General features: G+C 71.2%; 23 protein-coding genes. 11 read left to right on the top strand and 12 right to left on the bottom strand.

Annotation, left to right across the window (positions count from 1 at the left end):
* Positions 1 to 87 precede the first annotated feature (87 nt).
* Positions 88 to 993, top strand: a complete 906-nt coding sequence (locus ACFVJQ_RS09005) for an endonuclease/exonuclease/phosphatase family protein (RefSeq protein ID WP_385508865.1) — start codon at positions 88 to 90, stop codon at positions 991 to 993.
* Between the two features lie 57 nt (positions 994 to 1,050).
* On the opposite strand, the gene ACFVJQ_RS09000 is transcribed toward ACFVJQ_RS09005, so the two are convergent.
* The 5 genes from ACFVJQ_RS09000 to ACFVJQ_RS08980 form a co-directional block, all read right to left on the bottom strand.
* Positions 1,051 to 2,013, bottom strand: coding sequence for an electron transfer flavoprotein subunit alpha/FixB family protein (locus tag ACFVJQ_RS09000; RefSeq protein WP_385508866.1), 963 nt, complete (start codon positions 2,011 to 2,013; stop codon positions 1,051 to 1,053).
* Positions 2,014 to 2,067: 54 nt separating this feature from the next.
* Entirely contained in the window at positions 2,068 to 2,853 is a 786-nt protein-coding gene (locus ACFVJQ_RS08995; protein WP_385508867.1) for an electron transfer flavoprotein subunit beta/FixA family protein, read from the bottom strand.
* Between the two features lie 218 nt (positions 2,854 to 3,071).
* On the bottom strand, positions 3,072 to 3,581 hold the full coding sequence (locus ACFVJQ_RS08990; RefSeq protein ID WP_385782095.1) for a flavin reductase family protein: 510 nt from the start codon (positions 3,579 to 3,581) through the stop codon (positions 3,072 to 3,074).
* A gap of 49 nt (positions 3,582 to 3,630) precedes the next feature.
* On the bottom strand, positions 3,631 to 3,711 hold the full coding sequence (locus ACFVJQ_RS08985) for a putative leader peptide (protein ID WP_385268872.1): 81 nt from the start codon (positions 3,709 to 3,711) through the stop codon (positions 3,631 to 3,633).
* Positions 3,712 to 3,789: 78 nt separating this feature from the next.
* Positions 3,790 to 4,203 (bottom strand): thioredoxin family protein, encoded by a 414-nt coding sequence (locus ACFVJQ_RS08980; protein WP_385509074.1) that lies wholly within the window; start codon positions 4,201 to 4,203, stop codon positions 3,790 to 3,792.
* Between the two features lie 75 nt (positions 4,204 to 4,278).
* Between ACFVJQ_RS08980 and ACFVJQ_RS08975 the strand changes: the two genes are divergently transcribed.
* Entirely contained in the window at positions 4,279 to 4,695 is a 417-nt protein-coding gene (locus tag ACFVJQ_RS08975; protein ID WP_385782092.1) for a DUF4395 domain-containing protein, read from the top strand.
* 186 nt (positions 4,696 to 4,881) lie between these two features.
* Positions 4,882 to 5,610, top strand: a complete 729-nt coding sequence (locus tag ACFVJQ_RS08970) for a lysophospholipid acyltransferase family protein (RefSeq protein WP_129796480.1) — start codon at positions 4,882 to 4,884, stop codon at positions 5,608 to 5,610.
* A 13-nt stretch (positions 5,611 to 5,623) separates the two neighbouring features.
* Here the strand turns inward: ACFVJQ_RS08970 and ACFVJQ_RS08965 are convergent, their stop codons facing one another.
* The 4 genes from ACFVJQ_RS08965 to ACFVJQ_RS08950 form a co-directional block, all read right to left on the bottom strand.
* Positions 5,624 to 6,217 (bottom strand): transglutaminase domain-containing protein, encoded by a 594-nt coding sequence (locus tag ACFVJQ_RS08965; protein WP_385782089.1) that lies wholly within the window; start codon positions 6,215 to 6,217, stop codon positions 5,624 to 5,626.
* A 93-nt stretch (positions 6,218 to 6,310) separates the two neighbouring features.
* Positions 6,311 to 7,381, bottom strand: a complete 1,071-nt coding sequence (locus tag ACFVJQ_RS08960) for a threonine aldolase family protein (RefSeq protein WP_385508870.1) — start codon at positions 7,379 to 7,381, stop codon at positions 6,311 to 6,313.
* A complete protein-coding gene (locus ACFVJQ_RS08955) occupies positions 7,378 to 8,124 on the bottom strand; it encodes an SDR family NAD(P)-dependent oxidoreductase (protein ID WP_385508871.1) in 747 nt (248 codons plus the stop codon). The genes ACFVJQ_RS08960 and ACFVJQ_RS08955 overlap by 4 nt, the downstream gene beginning before the upstream one ends.
* Positions 8,125 to 8,162: 38 nt before the next feature.
* Positions 8,163 to 9,560, bottom strand: a complete 1,398-nt coding sequence (locus ACFVJQ_RS08950; protein WP_385782085.1) for a DUF6421 family protein — start codon at positions 9,558 to 9,560, stop codon at positions 8,163 to 8,165.
* A gap of 317 nt (positions 9,561 to 9,877) precedes the next feature.
* Here ACFVJQ_RS08950 and ACFVJQ_RS08945 point away from each other — a divergent pair, with 317 nt between their 5' ends.
* Positions 9,878 to 10,561 carry a glycerophosphodiester phosphodiesterase gene (locus ACFVJQ_RS08945; protein ID WP_385508873.1) on the top strand — a complete coding sequence of 228 codons (684 nt, stop codon included), beginning with the start codon at positions 9,878 to 9,880 and terminating at the stop codon, positions 10,559 to 10,561.
* Between the two features lie 18 nt (positions 10,562 to 10,579).
* Here the strand turns inward: ACFVJQ_RS08945 and ACFVJQ_RS08940 are convergent, their stop codons facing one another.
* Positions 10,580 to 11,128, bottom strand: coding sequence for a GNAT family N-acetyltransferase (locus ACFVJQ_RS08940; RefSeq protein ID WP_385508874.1), 549 nt, complete (start codon positions 11,126 to 11,128; stop codon positions 10,580 to 10,582).
* Positions 11,129 to 11,202: 74 nt separating this feature from the next.
* Here ACFVJQ_RS08940 and ACFVJQ_RS08935 point away from each other — a divergent pair, with 74 nt between their 5' ends.
* The 3 genes from ACFVJQ_RS08935 to ACFVJQ_RS08925 all read left to right on the top strand — a co-directional run bounded on the left by ACFVJQ_RS08935 (position 11,203) and on the right by ACFVJQ_RS08925 (position 13,586).
* Positions 11,203 to 11,595: a VOC family protein gene (locus tag ACFVJQ_RS08935; RefSeq protein WP_385508876.1), complete on the top strand. Its 393-nt coding sequence runs from the start codon at positions 11,203 to 11,205 to the stop codon at positions 11,593 to 11,595.
* Between the two features lie 90 nt (positions 11,596 to 11,685).
* Positions 11,686 to 12,450 carry a VOC family protein gene (locus ACFVJQ_RS08930; protein ID WP_385508877.1) on the top strand — a complete coding sequence of 255 codons (765 nt, stop codon included), beginning with the start codon at positions 11,686 to 11,688 and terminating at the stop codon, positions 12,448 to 12,450.
* Positions 12,451 to 12,533: 83 nt separating this feature from the next.
* Positions 12,534 to 13,586, top strand: coding sequence for an aldo/keto reductase (locus ACFVJQ_RS08925; RefSeq protein WP_385782080.1), 1,053 nt, complete (start codon positions 12,534 to 12,536; stop codon positions 13,584 to 13,586).
* Positions 13,587 to 13,616: 30 nt separating this feature from the next.
* On the opposite strand, the gene ACFVJQ_RS08920 is transcribed toward ACFVJQ_RS08925, so the two are convergent.
* Together ACFVJQ_RS08920 and ACFVJQ_RS08915 are read right to left on the bottom strand one after the other, a co-directional pair.
* Positions 13,617 to 14,195 carry a MarR family winged helix-turn-helix transcriptional regulator gene (locus ACFVJQ_RS08920; protein ID WP_385782077.1) on the bottom strand — a complete coding sequence of 193 codons (579 nt, stop codon included), beginning with the start codon at positions 14,193 to 14,195 and terminating at the stop codon, positions 13,617 to 13,619.
* Complete coding sequence (locus tag ACFVJQ_RS08915) at positions 14,192 to 15,859, bottom strand: FUSC family protein (protein ID WP_385782073.1); 1,668 nt, start codon at positions 15,857 to 15,859, stop codon at positions 14,192 to 14,194. Before ACFVJQ_RS08915 ends, ACFVJQ_RS08920 begins: the two co-directional genes overlap by 4 nt.
* A 195-nt stretch (positions 15,860 to 16,054) precedes the next feature.
* Here ACFVJQ_RS08915 and ACFVJQ_RS08910 point away from each other — a divergent pair, with 195 nt between their 5' ends.
* The 4 genes from ACFVJQ_RS08910 to ACFVJQ_RS08895 all read left to right on the top strand — a co-directional run bounded on the left by ACFVJQ_RS08910 (position 16,055) and on the right by ACFVJQ_RS08895 (position 19,125).
* Positions 16,055 to 16,609, top strand: coding sequence for a DUF5134 domain-containing protein (locus ACFVJQ_RS08910; RefSeq protein WP_385782069.1), 555 nt, complete (start codon positions 16,055 to 16,057; stop codon positions 16,607 to 16,609).
* Positions 16,610 to 16,704: 95 nt separating this feature from the next.
* Entirely contained in the window at positions 16,705 to 17,640 is a 936-nt protein-coding gene (locus ACFVJQ_RS08905; protein ID WP_385782066.1) for a M56 family metallopeptidase, read from the top strand.
* A 55-nt stretch (positions 17,641 to 17,695) separates the two neighbouring features.
* Positions 17,696 to 18,367, top strand: a complete 672-nt coding sequence (locus ACFVJQ_RS08900; RefSeq protein ID WP_385508882.1) for a phosphatase PAP2 family protein — start codon at positions 17,696 to 17,698, stop codon at positions 18,365 to 18,367.
* 56 nt (positions 18,368 to 18,423) lie between these two features.
* Positions 18,424 to 19,125 carry an HAD family hydrolase gene (locus tag ACFVJQ_RS08895; protein WP_385782063.1) on the top strand — a complete coding sequence of 234 codons (702 nt, stop codon included), beginning with the start codon at positions 18,424 to 18,426 and terminating at the stop codon, positions 19,123 to 19,125.
* The last annotated feature ends 114 nt before the right edge of the window (positions 19,126 to 19,239 follow it).

Below are 19,239 nucleotides of genomic sequence, written 5' to 3'. Positions count from 1 at the left end.
TTCGGCATGTTCACGCTCATCTCATGCGGCGGTAGAACACTTCGGTACGCACGACTCCGCCCGGCAGTCCCCAACGAAGGAGCCACCGTGCCGAACCACAGCCGAGTCACGCGCCGTCTGGGTCTGAAGACCGCGTTAGCCGCAGCGGTCGCCCTGCCCCTGTCCAGTACAGCACTGTCCCCGTCGCCCGCGTCGGCCGAGGTTTCCGCCGGCCGGCGCCTGGAGGCCATGTCCTTCAACCTGCGCTTCGCGAGCACCAGCGAACCGAACAGCTGGGCGGTGCGCAGACCGGTGATGCGCGAACTGCTGCGCCGCGAGCGCCCGCATGTCATCGGCACCCAGGAGGGCCTCTACCAGCAGTTGCAGGACATCGAGGCCGACCTCGGGCCGCACCACGACTGGATCGGCACGGGCCGTGCGGGCGGCAGCCGCGACGAGTTCATGGCGATCTTCTACGACACGCGCCGTCTCGCCCCCGTCGAGTACGACCACTTCTGGCTCTCCGACACCCCGGACGTGATCGGGTCGAACACCTGGGGCGGCGGGTCCATCCGCATGGTCACCTGGGTCCGCTTCCGCGATCTGCGGGACGCCGGCCGGGAGTTCTACTTCCTCAACACCCACCTCGACAACCGCAGCCAGGACGCACGCGCGCGTGCCGCCGCCCTGACCGTGCAGCGGATCGCCGGGCTCGACCGTTCGCTGCCGCTGCTGGTGACCGGCGACTTCAACGTCGCGGCCCACGGGAGCCCGGTCTACGACACGCTGCTGGGCGCCGGGCTCGTCGACACCTGGGAGCAGGCCGCCGAACGCAGCGCGCTGTACGGGACGTTCCACGGTTACCGGCCGCTGACTCCGGACGGCGACCGCATCGACTGGATCCTGGCGACGCCGGGGGTCACCGTGCACCGGGCGGAGATCAACACCTTCTCCGTGAACGGCCAGTTCCCGAGCGACCATCTGCCGGTGCAGGCGTCGCTGACCCTGGGATGAGCCGAGGCCCCCGTGACCGGCGCTTGGTCACGGGGGCCTCGTACAGCCTGCGGACGATCAGCCCTTGCGGGCCTTGATCTCCTCGGTGAGCTGCGGGACTACCTCGAACAGGTCGCCGACGACGCCGTAATCGACCAGCTCGAAGATCGGGGCCTCGGGGTCCTTGTTGACGGCCACGATCGTCTTCGAGGTCTGCATACCGGCGCGGTGCTGGATCGCGCCGGAGATGCCGGAGGCGATGTACAGCTGCGGCGAGACGGACTTGCCGGTCTGGCCGACCTGGTTGGTGTGCGGGTACCAGCCCGCGTCCACCGCGGCACGCGAGGCACCGACGGCCGCGCCGAGCTCGTCGGCGAGCGCCTCGATGATCGCGAAGTTCTCCGCACCGTTGACGCCACGGCCGCCGGAGACGACGATCGCGGCCTCGGTGAGCTCCGGACGCCCGGTCGACTCACGCGGGGTGCGCGCGGTGACCTTGGTGCCGGTGGCCTGGTCGGAGAAGGTCACCGACAGCGCCTCGACCGCGCCGGCGGCCGGGGCGGCCTCCACGGCGGCCGAGTTCGGCTTGACCGTGATGACCGGGGTGCCCTTGGAGACCCGGGACTTGGTGGTGAAGGATGCGGCGAACACCGACTGGGTGGCCACCGGGCCCTCGTCACCGGCCTCCAGGTCGACGGCGTCGGTGATGATGCCGGAGCCGATGCGCAGCGCCAGACGGGCGGCGATCTCCTTGCCCTCGGCGGAGGAGGGGACCAGGACGGCGGCCGGGGACACGGCCTCGACGGCGGCCTGCAGGGCGTCCACCTTCGGTACGACCAGGTAGTCGGCGTACTCGGCGGCGTCGTGCGTGAGCACCTTGACCGCGCCGTGCTCGGCGAGCGTGGACGCGGTGTCGGCGGCACCGCCTCCCAGCGCGACGGCAACGGGCTCGCCGATGCGGCGGGCCAGGGTCAGCAGCTCCAGGGTGGGCTTGCGGACGGCACCGTCCACGTGGTCGACGTAGACGAGAACTTCAGCCATGGGACTTCTTCTCTCCTGCTTGCGAAGTATGAGGGGCGGTCAGCGAATTCGAGCTCAGATGAACTTCTGGCTCGCGAGGAACTCAGCGAGCTGCTTGCCGCCCTCGCCCTCGTCCTTGACGATCGTGCCGGCCGTGCGGGCCGGGCGCGGTTCCGCGGAGTCGACCACGGTGTAGGCGTTCTCCAGGCCGACCTCGTCGGCGTCGATGTCCAGGTCGGACAGGTCCCAGGACTCCACCGGCTTCTTCTTGGCGGCCATGATGCCCTTGAAGGACGGGTAACGCGCCTCACCGGACTGGTCGGTGACCGACACGACCGCCGGCAGGGAGGCCTCGAGCTGCTCGGAGGCGGCGTCGCCGTCCCGGCGGCCCTTGACCGTGCCGTCCTCGACGGAAACCTCGGACAGCAGGGTCACCTGCGGGACGCCCAGACGCTCGGCCAGCAGGGCCGGGACGACACCCATGGTGCCGTCGGTGGAGGCCATGCCGGAGATGACCAGGTCGTAGCCCGCCTTCTCGATCGCCTTGGCCAGCACCAGCGAGGTGCCGATGGCGTCGGTGCCGTGCAGGTCGTCGTCCTCGACGTGGATCGCCTTGTCGGCACCCATCGACAGCGCCTTGCGCAGCGCGTCCTTGGCGTCCTCCGGGCCCACCGTCAGAACGGTGACCTCGGCGTCGTCCGCGTCCTCGGCGATCTGCAGCGCCTGCTCGACCGCGTACTCGTCCAGCTCGGAGAGCAGACCGTCCACGTCGTCCCGGTCGACGGTCAGGTCATCGGCGAAGTGCCGGTCGCCAGTGGCGTCGGGCACGTACTTCACAGTGACAACGATCCTCAAGCTCACGCCGGCTCTCCTACTGCATCGTCATTTCTCGGCTGCCTGCTTGCAGGCAGCATAGGCGCCTGAAGCGGCCGATCCCGGTCGGGGCGACCCTCGCTCCGAACGAAATATTACTCGTCAGTACACCCAGTTCGTTCCCGCTAAGCAAGCGCTTTGAACTGTGACCTTCGCAACGCAGCGTAACCGGAACTGGACGGCTTCGCAGGACGGTCGGGCCGTGCTCAGTCACGCAGGGCGGTGAAGCGCCCCTGGTGGTACAGGAGCGGGCGGCCCGCCCCGGCCGGATCACCGAGAACGACCTCCGCGAGCACGATGTGATGGTCGCCGGCGGGCACGCGCGCGTGGACCCGGCCCACCAGCCAGGCCAGCACGTCGTCGAGCACGGGAACGCCTTCAGGGCCCTCACGCCAGCCGGTGGGGGCACCGAACCGGTCGGCGCCGCTTCGGGCGAAGGTGGCGGCCAGCTCCTGCTGGTGCTCGCCGAGTATGTGGACCCCCACGTGGCCGGCCTCGGAGATCGCCGCCCAACTGGAGGAGCCCGTGCCGATCCCGAAGGAGAGCATCGGCGGCTCCACGGAGACCGACGTGAGGGACGTGGCGGTGAAGCCGACCGGGCCGGCGTCGCCCTGCGCGGTGATCACCGCGACTCCGGCCGCGTGCCGACGGAAGACGGCGCGGAGCAGATCGGGTGAGGCGGTACGGGGGGCGGCTAGGTCGGGGATGGCCGTCATGAAGTTGACCTTCTGCGAGGGGCGAGGTGGGCGAGGATTCCAGGGCGGTTCAACAGCCCGGACAGCACGCGCTCGCGGTACGGACGAGGTCGACATGGACCCGCCCGAAGAGAAGGAGTTCCGAAGGCATACGGCCAGGCTGACGATAGGTGGTGTACGCAGTCAAGTTCGTTCCGGCATGCGGAAACGACCTCCTGACCGTCGACACTCAGACCGCCTCCCCCAGCGCGGCGATCACATCGGCCTTGCGCGGCTGCCCCGTGGCCCGCCGCACGACACGGCCGTCGGCGTCCAGCACCAGCACGGTCGGCGTCTTGAGGATGTCGAGGGCGCGGACGAGGTTCAGGTGGGCCTCGGCATCGATCTCGACGTGGGTGACGCCGGGGACCAGACCGGCCACCTCGTCGAGAATGCGCCGGGTCGCCCGGCAGGGCGCGCAGAAGGCGCTGGAGAACTGCACCAGCGTGGCCCGCTCGCCGAGTTCCGTGCCCAGCTCGGCCGCGCCGAGCCGCTTTCCCTCGTCACGCCCGCGCACGCGCACTCTCCCGCTCCGCCACCGGTGCAGCACTCCGTAGACGCTCGCCGCCGCGAGCACCGCAAGACACACCACAAGTCCCGTCATCGCATGCACAAGCATTCACGAGACCGCAAAGATTCCCGTCTCCCGGAAGCGGATCCGCTGCGGAATGCTGGATTCATGGACATCGACGTGAGAGGGCCGCGGTTCGGGGCGGCCGTGACGACCGTCCTCCTGGCGGTCGCCCTGATCACCACAAGCGCCTGGCTGCTGGCCTGGCAGACCCTGGTGTTCGCGCTCGGCGCGGCCGGCGGCGTGGGCCGTTCGCCGTACGGCTGGGTGTTCCGCACGTTCGTACGGCCCCGGATCGGGCCGCCATTGGAGTTCGAGTCACCCGAACCGCCGCGTTTCGCGCAGGCGGTGGGCCTGCTCTTTGCCGGCGTCGGTCTGGTCGGCTTCACCCTGGGGCCCGTATGGCTCGGCCTCGCGGCCACCGGGGCCGCGCTCGGCGCCGCCTTCCTCAATGCCGCGTTCGGGTACTGCCTGGGCTGCGAGTTGTACCTGATGGCCCAACGAGTGGCGGTACGCGCAAAGTAAAAGACCGTTAAAAGCACGAGGTGGATCACCGGCCGACGTGACGAGGATCTCGTGTCGGCCGGGCACCAGGGCTGGCTCCCCGGCCGTTCTTGGGGCACGATCTGCGAGATGCCGTAAACCTACGGCTCCGTAGCTTTTCCGCCGGGAATCCCTTCCCAGGCAGAGCAGGAAGGGTCCACTCCGCCCATGGCAGAACTCGTCTACCGCCCCGTCGTCGGTCTCGCCCTCACGATGTTCAAGGCCTGGGACCTCAAGATCGACTGCAAGGGGTCGGAGAACATCCCGCGCTCGGGCGGCGCCGTGCTGGTGAGCAATCACATCAGCTATCTGGACTTCATCTTCAACGGCCTGGCCGCGCTCCCCCAGAAGCGCCTGGTGCGTTTCATGGCGAAGGAGTCCGTCTTCCGGCACAAGATCTCCGGCCCGCTGATGCGCGGCATGAAGCACATCCCGGTGGACCGCAAGCAGGGTGAGGCGGCCTACGCGCACGCCCTGGACTCACTGCGCTCCGGCGAGGTGGTCGGTGTGTTCCCCGAGGCCACGATCTCGCAGTCGTTCACCCTGAAGGGCTTCAAGTCCGGCGCAGCCCGACTGGCCCAGGAGGCGGGCGTCCCGCTCGTCCCGATGGCCGTGTGGGGCACGCAGCGGCTGTGGACCAAGGGCCACCCGCGCAACTTCCGGCGCAGCCACACGCCGATCACGATCCGGGTCGGCGAGGCGCTCGAGGCCTCGCGCGACAAGTACGCCGGCGCGATCACCCGGCAGCTGCGCGAGCGGGTCCAGGAACTGCTGGAGGCCGCCCAGCGTGCGTACCCGGTACGCCCCAAGGGTCCGGACGACACGTGGTGGCTGCCGGCCCACCTCGGCGGCACGGCGCCGACCCCGGAAGAGGTACGCGCGGCCGAGGCCCGCTGACCGTTCCTGGACCTCAGAGTGCGGTGGGGAGCGTCTTCCACAGGTACGGCCGGTCGGGGGCGGCCCGCAGGGCGCCGAGGACAACCGGGTGCGGTTTCGCGTACAGCACTGGATAGTCCAACTCGCTGAACTTCGCATCGGGCGTGAAGGCCAGGCGCTCCCCGCCGAGGGAGAACCGGGCGTCCACGCCCGCCTTGTTGCCGCGCGGGTCCTGCCGGTGCCAGGCGCCGTTGAACCGTACGGCGACAAGCCCGTGCACGACATGCCCGTCGCCGTCGTCGTGCGCCAGCCGCTGATAGCAGAGCGCCGTCGGGATGTCCTCGGCCCGCAGCAGCGCCGCCAGCGCGTGGGCCTTGGCGTAGCAGATGCCCGTTCCCTGCTCCAGCACGTCGGACGCGCGCCAGGTGACGCGGGGATCACCGAAGTCCTGCGAGTGCGGAATGGCGTCGCGCACGAACTCGAACGCCATGCGCGCATAGTCATACGAGTCCGATGCCGCCGCCGCGAGCCGGGCCGCCGCCTCCCTCACGCGCGGATGGTCATGGTCGATGACCTCGTCGACGGCCAAGTAGGCGGACAGGTCCGGGGTTTCCTGGATCAGCTCCATGCCCGCAGAGCATAGAAATGCGACCACCCAAGCGTCAATGACTTTTCGGGTGGCCGCATACCTATGCAGAGACCATGCCCATGCAAGGAGGCGCTATCGAGCCATCTCCTCCTTGAGCGCCGCCACGAACGCGTCCACGTCCTCCTCCGTCGTGTCGAAGGCGCACATCCAGCGGACGTCGCCGGCCGCCTCGTCCCAGAAGTAGAAGCGGAACCGCTTCTGCAGGCGCTCGCTCACGTCGTGCGGCAGGCGGGCGAAGACCGCGTTGGCCTGTACCGGGTAGAGGATCTCGACGCCGTGCACGGCACGGACGCCCTCGGCGAGGCGCTGGGCCATCTCGTTGGAGTGGCGGGCGTTGCGCAGCCACAGGTCCTTGGCGAGCAGCGCCTCCAACTGCACCGACACGAAGCGCATCTTGGAGGCGAGCTGCATGGACAGCTTGCGCAGGTGCTTCATGTGGCTGACGGCGTCCTGGTCGATGACGACGACCGCCTCGCCGAACAGGGCGCCGTTCTTGGTCCCGCCGAGGGAGAGGATGTCGACGCCGACCGCGTTGGTGAACGTGCGCATCGGCACGTTCAGGGCGGCGGCCGCGTTGGCGATCCGGGAGCCGTCGAGGTGGACCTTCATGCCGCGCGCGTGGGCGTGCTCGCAGATGGCGCGGATCTCGTCGGGCGTGTACAGGGTGCCGAGTTCGGTGCTCTGGGTGATCGAGACGACCTGCGGCATCGCGCGGTGCTCGTCCTCCCAGCCGTACGCCTGCCGGTCGATCAGCTCGGGGGTGAGCTTGCCGTCGGGTGTGGGGACGGTGAGCAGCTTCAGGCCGCCCATCCGCTCGGGCGCGCCGCCCTCGTCGACGTTGATGTGCGCACTCTCCGCGCAGATCACCGCACCCCAGCGGTCGGTGACGGCCTGGAGTGCGACGACGTTGGCGCCGGTGCCGTTGAAGACCGGGAAGGCCTCCGCCGTGGCCCCGAAGTGGCTGCGGACGATCCGCTGGAGGTTGTCGGTGTACGCGTCCTCGCCGTACGCGACCTGGTGGCCGCCGTTGGCCAGGGCCAGGGCGGCGAGCACCTCGGGGTGCGCCCCGGCGTAGTTGTCACTGGCGAAACCGCGGACCTCCGGGTCGTGATGGCGACGCGCGTCGGTCTTCGGGGGGTTCACGGCTTCTCGGTCAGCCACAGACGGTTTCCGTTCACTTCTGCGGCGGGCTTGTCCCAGACGCCGACGATGGCCTCGGCCAGGTCCTTGACGTCCGTGAAGCCCGCGAACTTCGCGTTGGGTCGCTCGGCGCGCATCGCGTCGTGCACCAGCGCCTTCACCACCAGGATGGCAGCCGCGGACGTCGGCCCCTCGGGGCCCCCGGCCTTGCGGAAGTAGTCGGCCAGGGCCAGGGTCCACGCCTCGGCGGCGGCCTTGGCGGCGGCGTAGGCGGCGTTGCCGGCGGTGGGCTTGGTGGCGCCCGCGGCGCTGATCAGGACGTACCGGCCGCGGTCGCTGCGTTGCAGCGCCTCGTGGAAGGCGAGGGAGGTGTGTGCCACGGTGCGGACCAGCAGCAGCTCGAGGAAGTCCCAGTCGTCAAGGCTGGTCTTGGTGAACGTCTCGCTGCCGCGCCAGCCGCCGACGAGGTGGACCAGGCCGTCGACACGGCCGAAGTCCTTCTCGATGCGGTTGGCCCAGTCCTGGGCGGCCTGCCGGTCGAGCAGGTCCACCGTGTCGCCGACGACGGTGGCGCCGCCGTGCGCGTAGCTGGCCGCGTCCACGGCCTCCGCCAGCCGCTCCGGATCGTTGTCCGCGCCGACGACGGTCGCCCCCGCCTCGGCCAGCCTGAGCAGCGCCGCCCGCCCGGCGGGTCCCCCCGCGCCGGCCACCGCGATCACCGCACCGCTGAGAGCCCCGTTCCCCATGATCCTCGCCTCCTGAGCAGTGTTCTGGACGAGATCGCTCACGCGGCGACCCGCTCGGTGCTGTCCGCCGTGATGCCCTTGGTCGAGGCAATCACGTTCTTCAGCTTCTTGGACAGCGCCTCATAGAACATGCTCAGCGGAAACTCGTCCGGAAGCACATCATCGACGAGCTTGCGCGGCGGCTGGGTCAGGTCCAGGGCGTCGGGGCCCTTGGCCCACTTGGAACCCGGGTGCGGGGCGAGGTAGCTCGAGACCAGCTCGTACCCGGCGAACCAGTGCACGAGCTTCGGGCGGTCGATGCCGTCCCGGTACAGCTGCTCGATCTCGGCGCACAGCTGGTTGGTGACCTGCGGGGCGCGCTGCCAGTCGATGGACAGCTTGTTGTCGGTCCAGCGGACGACGTCGTGCTTGTGCAGGTAGGCAAAGAGGAGCTGGCCGCCGAGGCCGTCGTAGTTGCGGACGCGCTCGCCGGTGACCGGGAAGCGGAACATGCGGTCGAAGAGCACCGCGTACTGCACGTCACGAGCCTGCGGGACGCCCTCGGTCTGGAGCTTCACGGCCTCCTTGAAGGCGGTGAGGTCGCAGCGCAGCTCCTCCAGGCCGTACATCCAGAACGGCTGGCGCTGCTTGATCATGAACGGGTCGAAGGGCAGGTCGCCGTGGCTGTGGGTGCGGTCGTGGACCATGTCCCACAGCACGAAGGCCTCTTCGCAGCGCTTCTGGTCGTGCACCATCGCGGCGATGTCCTCGGGCAGTTCCAGGCCGAGGGTGTCGACGGCGGCCGCGGTGACGCGGCGGAAGCGGGCGGCCTCGCGGTCGCAGAAGATGCCGCCCCAGGTGAAGCGCTCGGGAGCTTCGCGGACGGCGATCGTCTCCGGGAAGAGGACGGCGGAGTTGGTGTCGTAGCCCGCCGTGAAGTCCTCGAAGGTGATGCCGCAGAACAGCGGGTTGTCGTAGCGGGTGCGCTCCAGTTCGGCCAGCCAGTCCGGCCAGACCATGCGCAGCACGACCGCCTCGAGGTTGCGGTCGGGGTTGCCGTTCTGGGTGTACATCGGGAAGACGACCAGGTGCTGGAGGCCGTCCCGGCGGTTCGCCGCGGGCTGGAAGGCGAGCAGCGAGTCGAGGAAGTCGGGCACCTTGAAGCCGTCGTCGGCCCAGCGGCGCAGGTCCTTCACCAGCGCCGCGTGGTAGGCGGCGTCGTGCGGGAGCAGCGGGGACAGTTCCTCGACGGCATCGGCGATCCGGCGCACGGCGAGCTCGGCGTCCGCGGGGGCCGGGGCGCCCTCGGCGTCGAAGTCGATCGATCCGTCCTTGGACTGCCATGGCCGGATCTGCTCCACGGCATCCTTGAGCACGGGCCACGCCGGATGCTCCACCACCCTGGCCACGGGAGGAACCTGCTCCTCCGCACCCGCCTGCACAAGAATTTCCGTCATGTCCCATCCTCCGCTGGAGAACCTTGCGTAAGGACACCGTATGCATAGGGGGTTTCTCCCAGCAAGGGGAGCCTCGGGAAATTATCCTGCGCACCCCCATGGTCACTGAACTTTTTCCTGTCAACCACCGGAGTAGCGTCGGCGCGGGAGAACGCCGGCCGCGAGGGCGCCAGGTCCGCCCCGGCGTCGTCCCGATACCCCTGTGTAAGCAGGGGTTCATCGGCGGGACGGGCCACTAGGCTGCGGCCCTGTCGCGCCCAGGGCCGTCCCGGTCCGCGCGATCCCTGCCGCCGCCGTCGACGGAAGCGAGTCGAACCTTGAACTTCCTCACCATCGGTCACCGCGGAGTCATGGGTGTCGCACCCGAGAACACCCTGCGTTCCTTCGTCGCCGCCGAGCAGGCCGGCCTCGACGTCATCGAACTCGATCTGCACCTCAGCAAGGACGGCGCCCTCGTCGTACTGCACGACACCGAGGTGGACCGTACGACCGACGGCACCGGTCCGGTCGCCGAGAAGACCCTCGCGGAGCTACGGGTCCTGGACGCGGGCCAGGGGGAGCGGATCCCGGTGTTCGAGGAGGTCCTGGACACGGTCGACGCGCCGCTGCAGGCCGAGATCAAGGACGTGGCCGCCGCTCGGGCGCTGGCGGAGGTCATGCGCGAACGGGACCTGGTGGAGCGGATCGAGGTGTCCTCGTTCCACGACGAGGCCATCGCCGAGATCGCCCGGCTGCTGCCCGGGGTACGGACCGCGCTGATCGGCAGCCGGTACGGCACCGACATCGTGGAGCGCGCCGTCGAGGCCGGGGCGGCGACCGTCTGCCTCAACATCCGCCGGCTCACCCTGGAGGTCGTGGAGCATGCGCGCGAGGCCGGCCTGCGGATCATCGGCTGGGTGGTGAACACGCAGGAACACCTGCGTCTCGTCCGCGCGCTGGAGCTGGACGGAGCGACGACCGACTACCCGGAGATCAAACGCACCGGCCGGTTCACGGCCTGAGGCGCCGCGACATACGGCTCAGGCGAGTTCCTTGACCAGCAGCTCGAACTGCAGGTCGTCGCGCTGCGGGATGCCGAACCGCTCGTCGCCGTACGGGAACGGCGTCATCTTTCCGGTACGGCGGTAGCCACGCCGCTCGTACCAGGCGATGAGGTCCTCGCGTACGGAGATCACGGTCATGTGCATCTGCGTCACGCCCCAGGTCGCGCGGGCCCGCCGCTCCGCCTCGGCGATGATCACCTTGCCGAGGCCGGCGCCCTGGAGCCGCGGGCTGACCGCGAACATCCCGAAGTAGGCGTGGTCACCGCGGTGCTCGAGCTGGCAGCAGGCGACGACCGCGCCGTCCCGTTCCACGGTCAGCAGCCTGCCGTCGGTCGACTTGATGACGGCCCGGACGCCTTCGGGGTCGGTCCGCTGCCCCTGAAGGATGTCCGCCTCGGTGGTCCACCCGGCCCGGCTGGAGTCGCCCCGGTACGCCGACTCGATCAGCGCGACCAGCGCCTCGACGTCGGCGTCGGTGGCGTCACGGAAGGTCAGTCCGGTGGCAGCGGTGGCGGCGGTGTCCATGGGAGCGTCTCTCCGGTTTCTCGGGCGTGGCTCGGGCACGGACGAGAGTAACCCTCCCACTAGGCTCCGGGTGCATGGTGCACGTACTCAGCAGCCGGACCCTGCTCCGCCCCAACGACGCCGAGCGGTCCCGAGTCTTCTACGGCGAACAGCTGGGCCTCGCCGTCTACCGCGAGTTCGGTACGGGGCCGGAGCGCGGCACCGTCTACTTCCTCGGCGGCGGCTTCCTGGAGATCTCGGGCCGGTCCGAGACCCCGCCGTCCCCGGCCGTACGGCTCTGGCTCCAGGTCGACGACGTGACCGCGGCCGAGGAGGAGCTGCGGGCCAAGGGGGTCGACATCGTGCGGCCGCCGCTGCGCGAGCCGTGGGGGCTGATCGAGATGTGGATCGCGGATCCGGACGGCACACCGATCGTGCTGGTGGAGGTGCCCGCGGACCATCCGATCCGGTACCGGCCCGGGATCTGATCCCCGGTGCGCGAGGGAGTCCCGGATGGCCGCTGTCAGTGGGCGGCGCTAGCGTGCTGGTGTGGGTTCGCGCTGCGGAAGGGACGTCGGATGAGGCTCGACAAGCCGGTGGTCGGCGGGCCCTGCTGGGCCGAGTTGGGGACCAGCGATCTGGAGGCCGCCAAGCGGTTCTACGGCGAGTTGTTCGGCTGGCAGGCCGAGACGGATCCGCGTCAGGAGGCCGGCGGCTACACGGTCGCGCACCTGGGCGACGCACCGGTTGCCGCGCTGTCGCCGCTGTACCAGGAGGGGCAGCCGGTCGCCTGGACCGTGTCGTTCTCGGTGCGGGACGCGGACGAGAGCGCGCGGGAGATCACGGCGGCCGGTGGAACAGTGCTGATGGGGCCGATGGACGTGTTCGACATGGGCCGTTTCGCGGTGGCCGCCGACCCGTCCGGGGCCGCCTTCACCCTGTGGCAGCCCCGCGCCTTCGAGGGCGCCGGGCTGTTCAACGCGCCGGGTTCGCTCGGCTGGGTGGAGCTGATGACCCGGGAGCCCGCGCGGGCGCGGGACTTCTACACCACCGTCTTCGGCTGGACCGTCAACGCCTCGGAGCACTACACCCAGTGGGGCATCGCGGGGGTGGACTTCGGCGGCATGATGACCATGGACGACAAGTTCCCGCACGAGGTGCCGCCGCACTGGCTGCCGTACTTCGCCGTGGCCGACGTGGACGACACCACCGCCACGGCGACCGGGGCGGGCGGTACGGCCCTCATGGAGCCCACCTCCGTGCCGGACGGACCGCGCATCGCGGTGCTGCGCGATCCACAGGGTGCCGTCTTCGGCGTGTATCTCGCAGGCCACGAGGGCTGAACCGGGGCGTTTGCACTGGAGTGCGCTCGAACTCCTAGCGTCGTCAGCACGATCCGCCCGAAGGGCCCGAAGGGGAGAGCACCGTGCGTTACACACTGTTCGGCAGAACCGGCCTGCGCGTGAGCGAGCTGAGCCTCGGCGCGATGACCATCGGCGAGGACTGGGGCTGGGGCGCGGACAAGGAGACCAGCGCCAGGATTCTGGACGCCTACGCGGACGCCGGCGGCAACTTCGTCGACACCGCCAACAACTACACCGGCGGCAGCTCGGAGCGGATTCTCGGCGCCCTGCTGGAAGGGCGGCGCGACCAATTCGTGCTGGCCAGCAAGTACACCTGCGGCATCCGCGACGATGACGTCAATGCCGCGGGCAACCACCGCAAGAACCTCGTGCAGTCGGTCGAGGCCAGTCTGGAGCGGCTGCGCACCGACCGGCTCGACGTGCTGTGGGTGCACGCCCGGGACAACTTCACCCCGGTCGAGGAGGTGATGCGGGCCCTGGACGACCTCGTACGGACCGGGAAGGTGCTGTACGTCGGCGTCTCGGACTGGCCGGCCTGGGAGATCGCGCAGGCCAACACGCTGGCCGAGCTGCGGGGTTGGACGGCGTTCGCCGGATCGCAGCTGCGCTACAACTTGCTGGAGCGCACTCCCGAGCGTGAACTGCTCCCGCAGGCGCGGGCGTTCGACCTCGCCGTGCTGGCGTGGGGGCCGCTCGCGGCCGGGAAGCTCACCGGGAAGTACCGGCGGGGCGAGTCGGGGCGGCTGGACGTCACCGGGGGGTCGGTCGACCCGCGCGAGGAGGCGGTCGTGACCGCCGTCCTGGAAATCGCGGAACAGGGCGGCTGGAGTCCGGCGCAGGTGGCGCTGGCCTGGCTCCTCGGCCGGCCCGGCAACATCGTCCCGATCATCGCCGCCACCAAGGAGAGCCAGCTCGCCGACAATCTCGGGGCACTGGACGTCAGGCTCGACGCGGACGCCGTCGCCCGCCTCGACGAGGTCAGCGCGGTGCCGCTCGGCTTCCCGCACGACTTCGTCCGGGAGGAGCCCATCACCCGCAACATCTACGGCGACCGCTGGCCCGACATCGACGACCGACGCTCCACGCACCGTCGCACGGTGCACGACGTCCTCTGACGGCACCGTCGGGAAACGCCCGGCGGCCGCTCAGACCCGCAGTGCCCCGAGCCGGCCCTCCAGCTGCTCGAGCAACTGACCCAGCAACGCGGCGAGTTCGCCCTGCGCCGGTGTGCCCATGCCGGACAGGACAGCGGTCTCGTAGGCGAGCTGCTCGGGCAGGATCGCGTCGACCAGGTCGCGTCCGGCGTCCGTGAGGCGAAGGTGGGCGACGCGGCGGTCACGGGCGTCACCGCGTCGCTCCACGAGGCCGCGTTCGGTGAGCTGCTTGAGGCGTTTGGTGACGGCGGCACCGGAGGAGAAGGTCTCCCGGGCCAGTTCGCCCGGCGTCAGCTCGTGACCGGTGCGGCGCAGCGCGCCGAGCAGGTCGAACTCGGGCCGGCTGAGCCCGGCCCGGCGCAACGGTGCGTCCTCGGCCTGCTGGAGCAGGGCGGCACAGCGGTTGACCCGGCCGATGATCTCCATGGGGCCGGTGTCGAGGTCGGGGCGCACGGACTGCCACTGCCGGACGACCGCGGCGACGGTGTCGCCCCGCGCAGCACCGGCGTCGCGCCCCGTCGCGCCGGTCGTCTCGTGCCCGGTCGTCCGCCGCCGGTTCGTCCCCGTCATGGCCGTGCGTCCTCCGTCGTCATGCCCGTGTCCCGGTCCAGGTCCGGACCCTGGCGCCGTACCGTCGCCGCGAGCGTACGGTGTCCCGACTGCTCGACGAGCACGACCCGCTCCTGGGGCAGGGCCCGCTGCCGCCACTCGCCGGACGCGGCATCCGCGGTGGCGCGCAGGTCGGCCAGGGCGGCGGCCAGGCTTCGGCGGGCGGCCTGAAGAGCACCGGCGTCCGGGTGCGGCTCGGCCAGCAGACGGGCGGTCCGCTCACGGGCACGCTCGGCGACGGCCAGGGCGCGTTCGAGGCGGTCGCCCGCACGCCGGTTGGTGACGGCGACGGCGGCCACGAGGCCGACCAGCGCGCCGACGAGGGTATCGACGACCCGCTCGACGATCAGCGTCCCGGGATCCTGGAACCCGGTGAACTCGGTGATGAGCAGCGCCATCGGGGTCACACAGACACTGCCGAGCCAGTAGTTGCGGCCGATCAGTGCCTCCGCCCCGAAGTTGAAGGTGAGACAGCACAGCACGAGGGCCGCGGGGCCGAGGTGGGCGAGCGGGGCGACGGCGGCGAAGAGGAGGACCCCGGCGAGGTTGCCGACGACGCGCTGCACGCCCCGGCTCCAGGTCAGGGCGAGGTTGGCCTGGTAGAGGGCGGCGGCGGTGACCAGGGCCCAGTAGGGGCGGCCGATACCGACGGCGAGGGATGCGTATCCGGCCAGGGCGCAGCCGAGGGCGGTACGCAGGGCGATCGGGGTGAGCGGCGCGAGGGCGCGCCGCAGCGGCTGCCTCGGGGCGGCGAAGTCGATGTCCAGGCCGAGCAGTTCGTCGGCGTCCGCGCCACCCGGGTACGGCACGGGCCGGGTGCCGCGCAGGTCACGGGCCCAGGCGCGCAGGCGTGCCGGATCCGTGTCGGCGGGCGCGGCCAGGGCGACCTCGGCGCGGACGACGAGGCGCTGCAGGGCACGCCGGGTCGTGGAGCGGGCGCGGACGGACAGCAGCGACTGCCAGGCAGCCTGCACGGCGGCGGCCGCGACGGCCCGGGCGTGACCGTCTCCGGTGCCGCGGGTGTCGGCGTACGCGGCGGCGGCGTTCAGGGCGTGTGCGGTGGCGCGGCGCTCCGGGCCGTACGGGCGGACCAGGGCCGGCGCCATGCAGACGAGCCAGGACCAGACGCCTGCCACGAGGCCCAGCGCCAGGTGACCGGGGATCTGGGCCGGGGTCTGCGGGGCGAACAGCGCGGCGGAGCTGACGAAGGTGGGAATGACGTTGCCCGGCGGCCCGATGCGCGTCGCGTCGCACAGCGCCTTCTGTACGGCAGCCAGCAGGGCGCCGACGGTGACCAGCACGACGGCGTTCGTGGTCAGCGAGGCCGTGACCAGGGCGACGGCGAGCCCGCCGAGCATGCCCAGCACCACCCACGCCAGCGCCCTGGCCCGGGCGGCGTACGGACGGTTGTGGGCGTACAGGGCGCACAGGGATCCGGCCATCGTGTAGACGGCCAGGTCGAGGCGGTCGAGCACCAGGAGGGTCAGGTTGGGCGGGGCGACCGCGGCGACCACGCTCAGCGCGGGCTTGGACCAGATGTCGGAGGGGCGGCCGAGGCGCAGCACGCCGGTGAGCGGGAGTCGGCGCAGGCGCCGGGTTGTGGGGGCGGGGGTCGCACTGCTCATGGCAAACAGCTTAACAGGTGTTTTACTAGTAAAAGATATCGGTGGGACGGCCTCCGGCGCCGCCCCGCCCTCCCGCGCTCCGCCGAATGCTCCCCGCGTACACCCTTGCGCTCGCGTGCGCGCCGTACGGACCGGGCATCCCTTTGACCGACCGTCGACGCCCTGTCGACCGGCCCCTCGGGCAGGGAGGTGCGCGTGCACGGACCGGCTGCGTCCGGCTGGCTGCTGGTCGCGCTGTGCGCGGTGACCGGCGCCTACTGCCTGCTGCGCCTGCGCAGCACCGTCGAGGAACAGCGCCGGGCCGCGGGAGACGAGGCGCTGATGGGCTTCGGCATGGCCGCGATGGCCGTACCGTCGGCCGTGTACACACCGCCGGCCTGGGCCTGGCCCGCCTTCGCGGTCCTGTTCGGCGCGGCCGCACTGCGCGCCCTGTGGGCGGCCCGGGGCGGGGCCCGCCATCTGCACCACCTGGTGGGCGCCTCGGCCATGGTCTACATGGCGGTGGTGATGGCCGGCACCCCGAACGACGCCCCCGGACACGGGCACGGCAGCGCCGGACTCCCCCTGCTCACCGGGCTCCTGCTGCTCTACTTCACCGGATACGTGCTGCTCGGCGGAGTGCGCCTGATACCCGCCCCGGCCGTGGCGGGCGCCCCCCGCACCGCGGGGTGGGGCGACCGGCCCGAGCTGGCGCGGGCCTGCCGGCTGTCGATGGGCATCGCCATGGTCGCGATGCTGCTGACGCTGTGAGGACACGGCGGACGCGGACGGTACGAACCCCGTGGTCTGTGTCACTTTGCGGGAAGGCGAGCCTCCCGCTGAGCCGGCGCTCATAAGGTGTCCCCATGATGGTCCCCGCGGCACTGTTGCTGCTCGGCGCCCTGACCGCCGTCCTGGCCCCGCGGCTGCTCGCCCGGACCGACTGGCCGAACCGCGAACCGGTGGTTGCCCTGTGGGTCTGGCAGTGCGTGGTGGTGGCCGTACTGCTGTGCTGCGCGCTGTCGATGACGCTCAGCGCGGCGGCCGCCTGGCAGGCGGTGCGCGGCCATGTGTTCGCGCCGGCACCGCGTGCGGTCGTGGAGGCCTATGCGCTGGGTACGACCGGCCCCTGGGCGGCGACGACAGCGCTCGCGCTCGCGTCGGGCGCCGTCTGGACCGCGGTGATGCTGGTCCGGGAGGTCGTACGGGCGCAGGCGCGGCGTCGGCGGCGACGTGCCGAACTCCTCGTGCGGGCCCCGCTGTTGCCGGGTGAGGAACCGGGGAACGGTCGGCTCGTCGTCCTGGAGGGTGAGCGGCCGGACGCCTGGTGGCTGCCCGGCACGGCACCCCGGCTCGTCCTCACCACCGCCGCCCTGCGCCGGCTGAAGGGACAACAGCTGGACGCCCTCCTCGCGCACGAGCAGGGACATGCGCGGGCCCGGCACGACTGGCTGCTGCACTGCTCGGCCGCACTGGCGGGCGGGTTCCCGCGGGTGCCGGTGTTCGCCGCGTTCCGCGACGAGATGCACCGACTGGTGGAGCTCGCCGCGGACGACATGGCCTCCCGCCGCTTCGGGCGGCTGACCACTGCCCTCGCGCTGGTGGGAGTCAACGAGGACCGAGGCGTGTTCGGCCCCTGCCCGACACCGCAGGCCCATGTGCCGCAGCGGGTGCACCGGCTGCTCACTCCCCCGGACCGCCTCACCGCTGCCCGGCGGCTGCGGCTCACGGCGACAGCCGCGCTCGTGCCGGTCGTGCCGTTGCTGGTGGCGTTCGTACCGGGGTTGCGGGCACTGGGGTAGCCGCATCCTGGGAGGGGGGTCGCCTCCCGCCCCACCAGTCGGCGAGGATCGCACCATGCACATCCCCACCGTCGAGTCCCCACCCCGCCCGCCGGAGTACCGCACCGCCCGCCGGACGCCCATCACGCTGGCGCTGTGCTCCCTCCTGCTCCTCGTCCTGGTCGCCGCCGAGTGGTACCCCCTCATGAACCTGGACGGCGACGTCTCCCGCACCACCCATCGCTGGGCGGTCGAGGAGTCCGGGATCACGCAGGTGTGCCGCATCCTCACGGACTGGGCCTGGGACCCGCTGACGATGCGCATCCTGTGCGGGGCGGTCGTGGTGTGGCTGGTGTGGAGACACTCGGCGTGGTGGACCGCGGTGTGGCTGGTGGTCACCGTCGCCCTGAGCACGGCGACGCAGCAGTTCCTGAAGGCCGCGGTCGACCGCCCGCGCCCCGTCTGGTCCGACCCGGTCGACTCCGCCCACTACGCGGCCTTCCCCTCCGGCCACGCCATGACCGCCACGGTGGTACTGGGCCTGCTCCTGTGGCTCCTGCACCGCCACGGCGCCGACCGCACCCTGCGCCGTACGGCCCTCGTCGTGGCCGCGGTGTCCGTGCTCGGCGTGGGGCTGACCCGGGTGTGGCTCGGCGTGCACTGGACCTCGGACGTCGTCGGCGGCTGGCTGCTGGGCGCGACGGTGGTGACGCTCGCGGTGACCGCCCACGAACGGTGGCGACCCTGACCACGGCCGGAGGCGAACCGCCTTCGGCGTGGAACTCGGGCCCATAGGATCACCGCATGATCGCCGTGCTGTTCGACTTCTCCGGAACCCTCTTCCGTGTCGAGTCCACCGAGTCCTGGCTGCGCGCCGTACTGACCGAGGCCGATGTCCCGCTGCCCGAGCCCGAGTTCGGCAAGGCCGCGCAGGCGCTGCAGGCGGCCGGGGCGCTGCCCGGCGGGGCGCTCCCGGAGCGGGTGCCCGCCGAACTGGCCGACGTGTGGGAGGTCCGGGACCAGAGCTCCGCCCAGCACCGGGCCGCCTACACCGGCCTCTCCCGCCACGTGCCGCTGCCCGACCCCGGGTTGCACGACGCGCTCTACGACCGCCATATGACCCCGGCCGCGTGGACGCCGTACCCGGACGCAGCCGAGGTGCTTCGGACGCTGCACGAGCGGGGAGTCGGCATCGGCGTGGTGAGCAACATCGGCTGGGACCTGCGCCCGGTGTTCCGCGCGCACGGGCTCGACCGTTACGTGGGCACGTACGTCCTGTCGTACGAGCACGGCATCCACAAGCCGGATCCGCGGCTGTTCGCCGCGGCCTGCGCGGATCTCGGCGCCGATCCCCAGCAGGTGCTGATGGTGGGTGACGACCACCGGGCGGACGGCGGCGCGGCCGCCCTGGGCTGCGCGGTCCACTTCGTGCACCACCTGCCGGCCGACGAGCGGCCCGACGGGCTGCGCCCTGTGCTGGACCTCGTCGACCGACCCGTGACATGACCGTCTGTCTCGGACGATCCCCCGCGTCGCCCGAGACAGACGGCACCGCCGGTCCCGGCCACGCAGGGCCCGGGACGGACGCTCCGAGTATAGTTGGCTGGCAGCCAGTCAACG

It is taken from the genome of Streptomyces sp. NPDC127197 (assembly GCF_042672405.1).
Classification (GTDB): Bacteria; Actinomycetota; Actinomycetes; order Streptomycetales; family Streptomycetaceae; genus Streptomyces; species Streptomyces flavusporus.
Note: the sequence above shows the minus strand (reverse complement) of the source record. Positions and strands in the feature narration are given on the sequence as shown.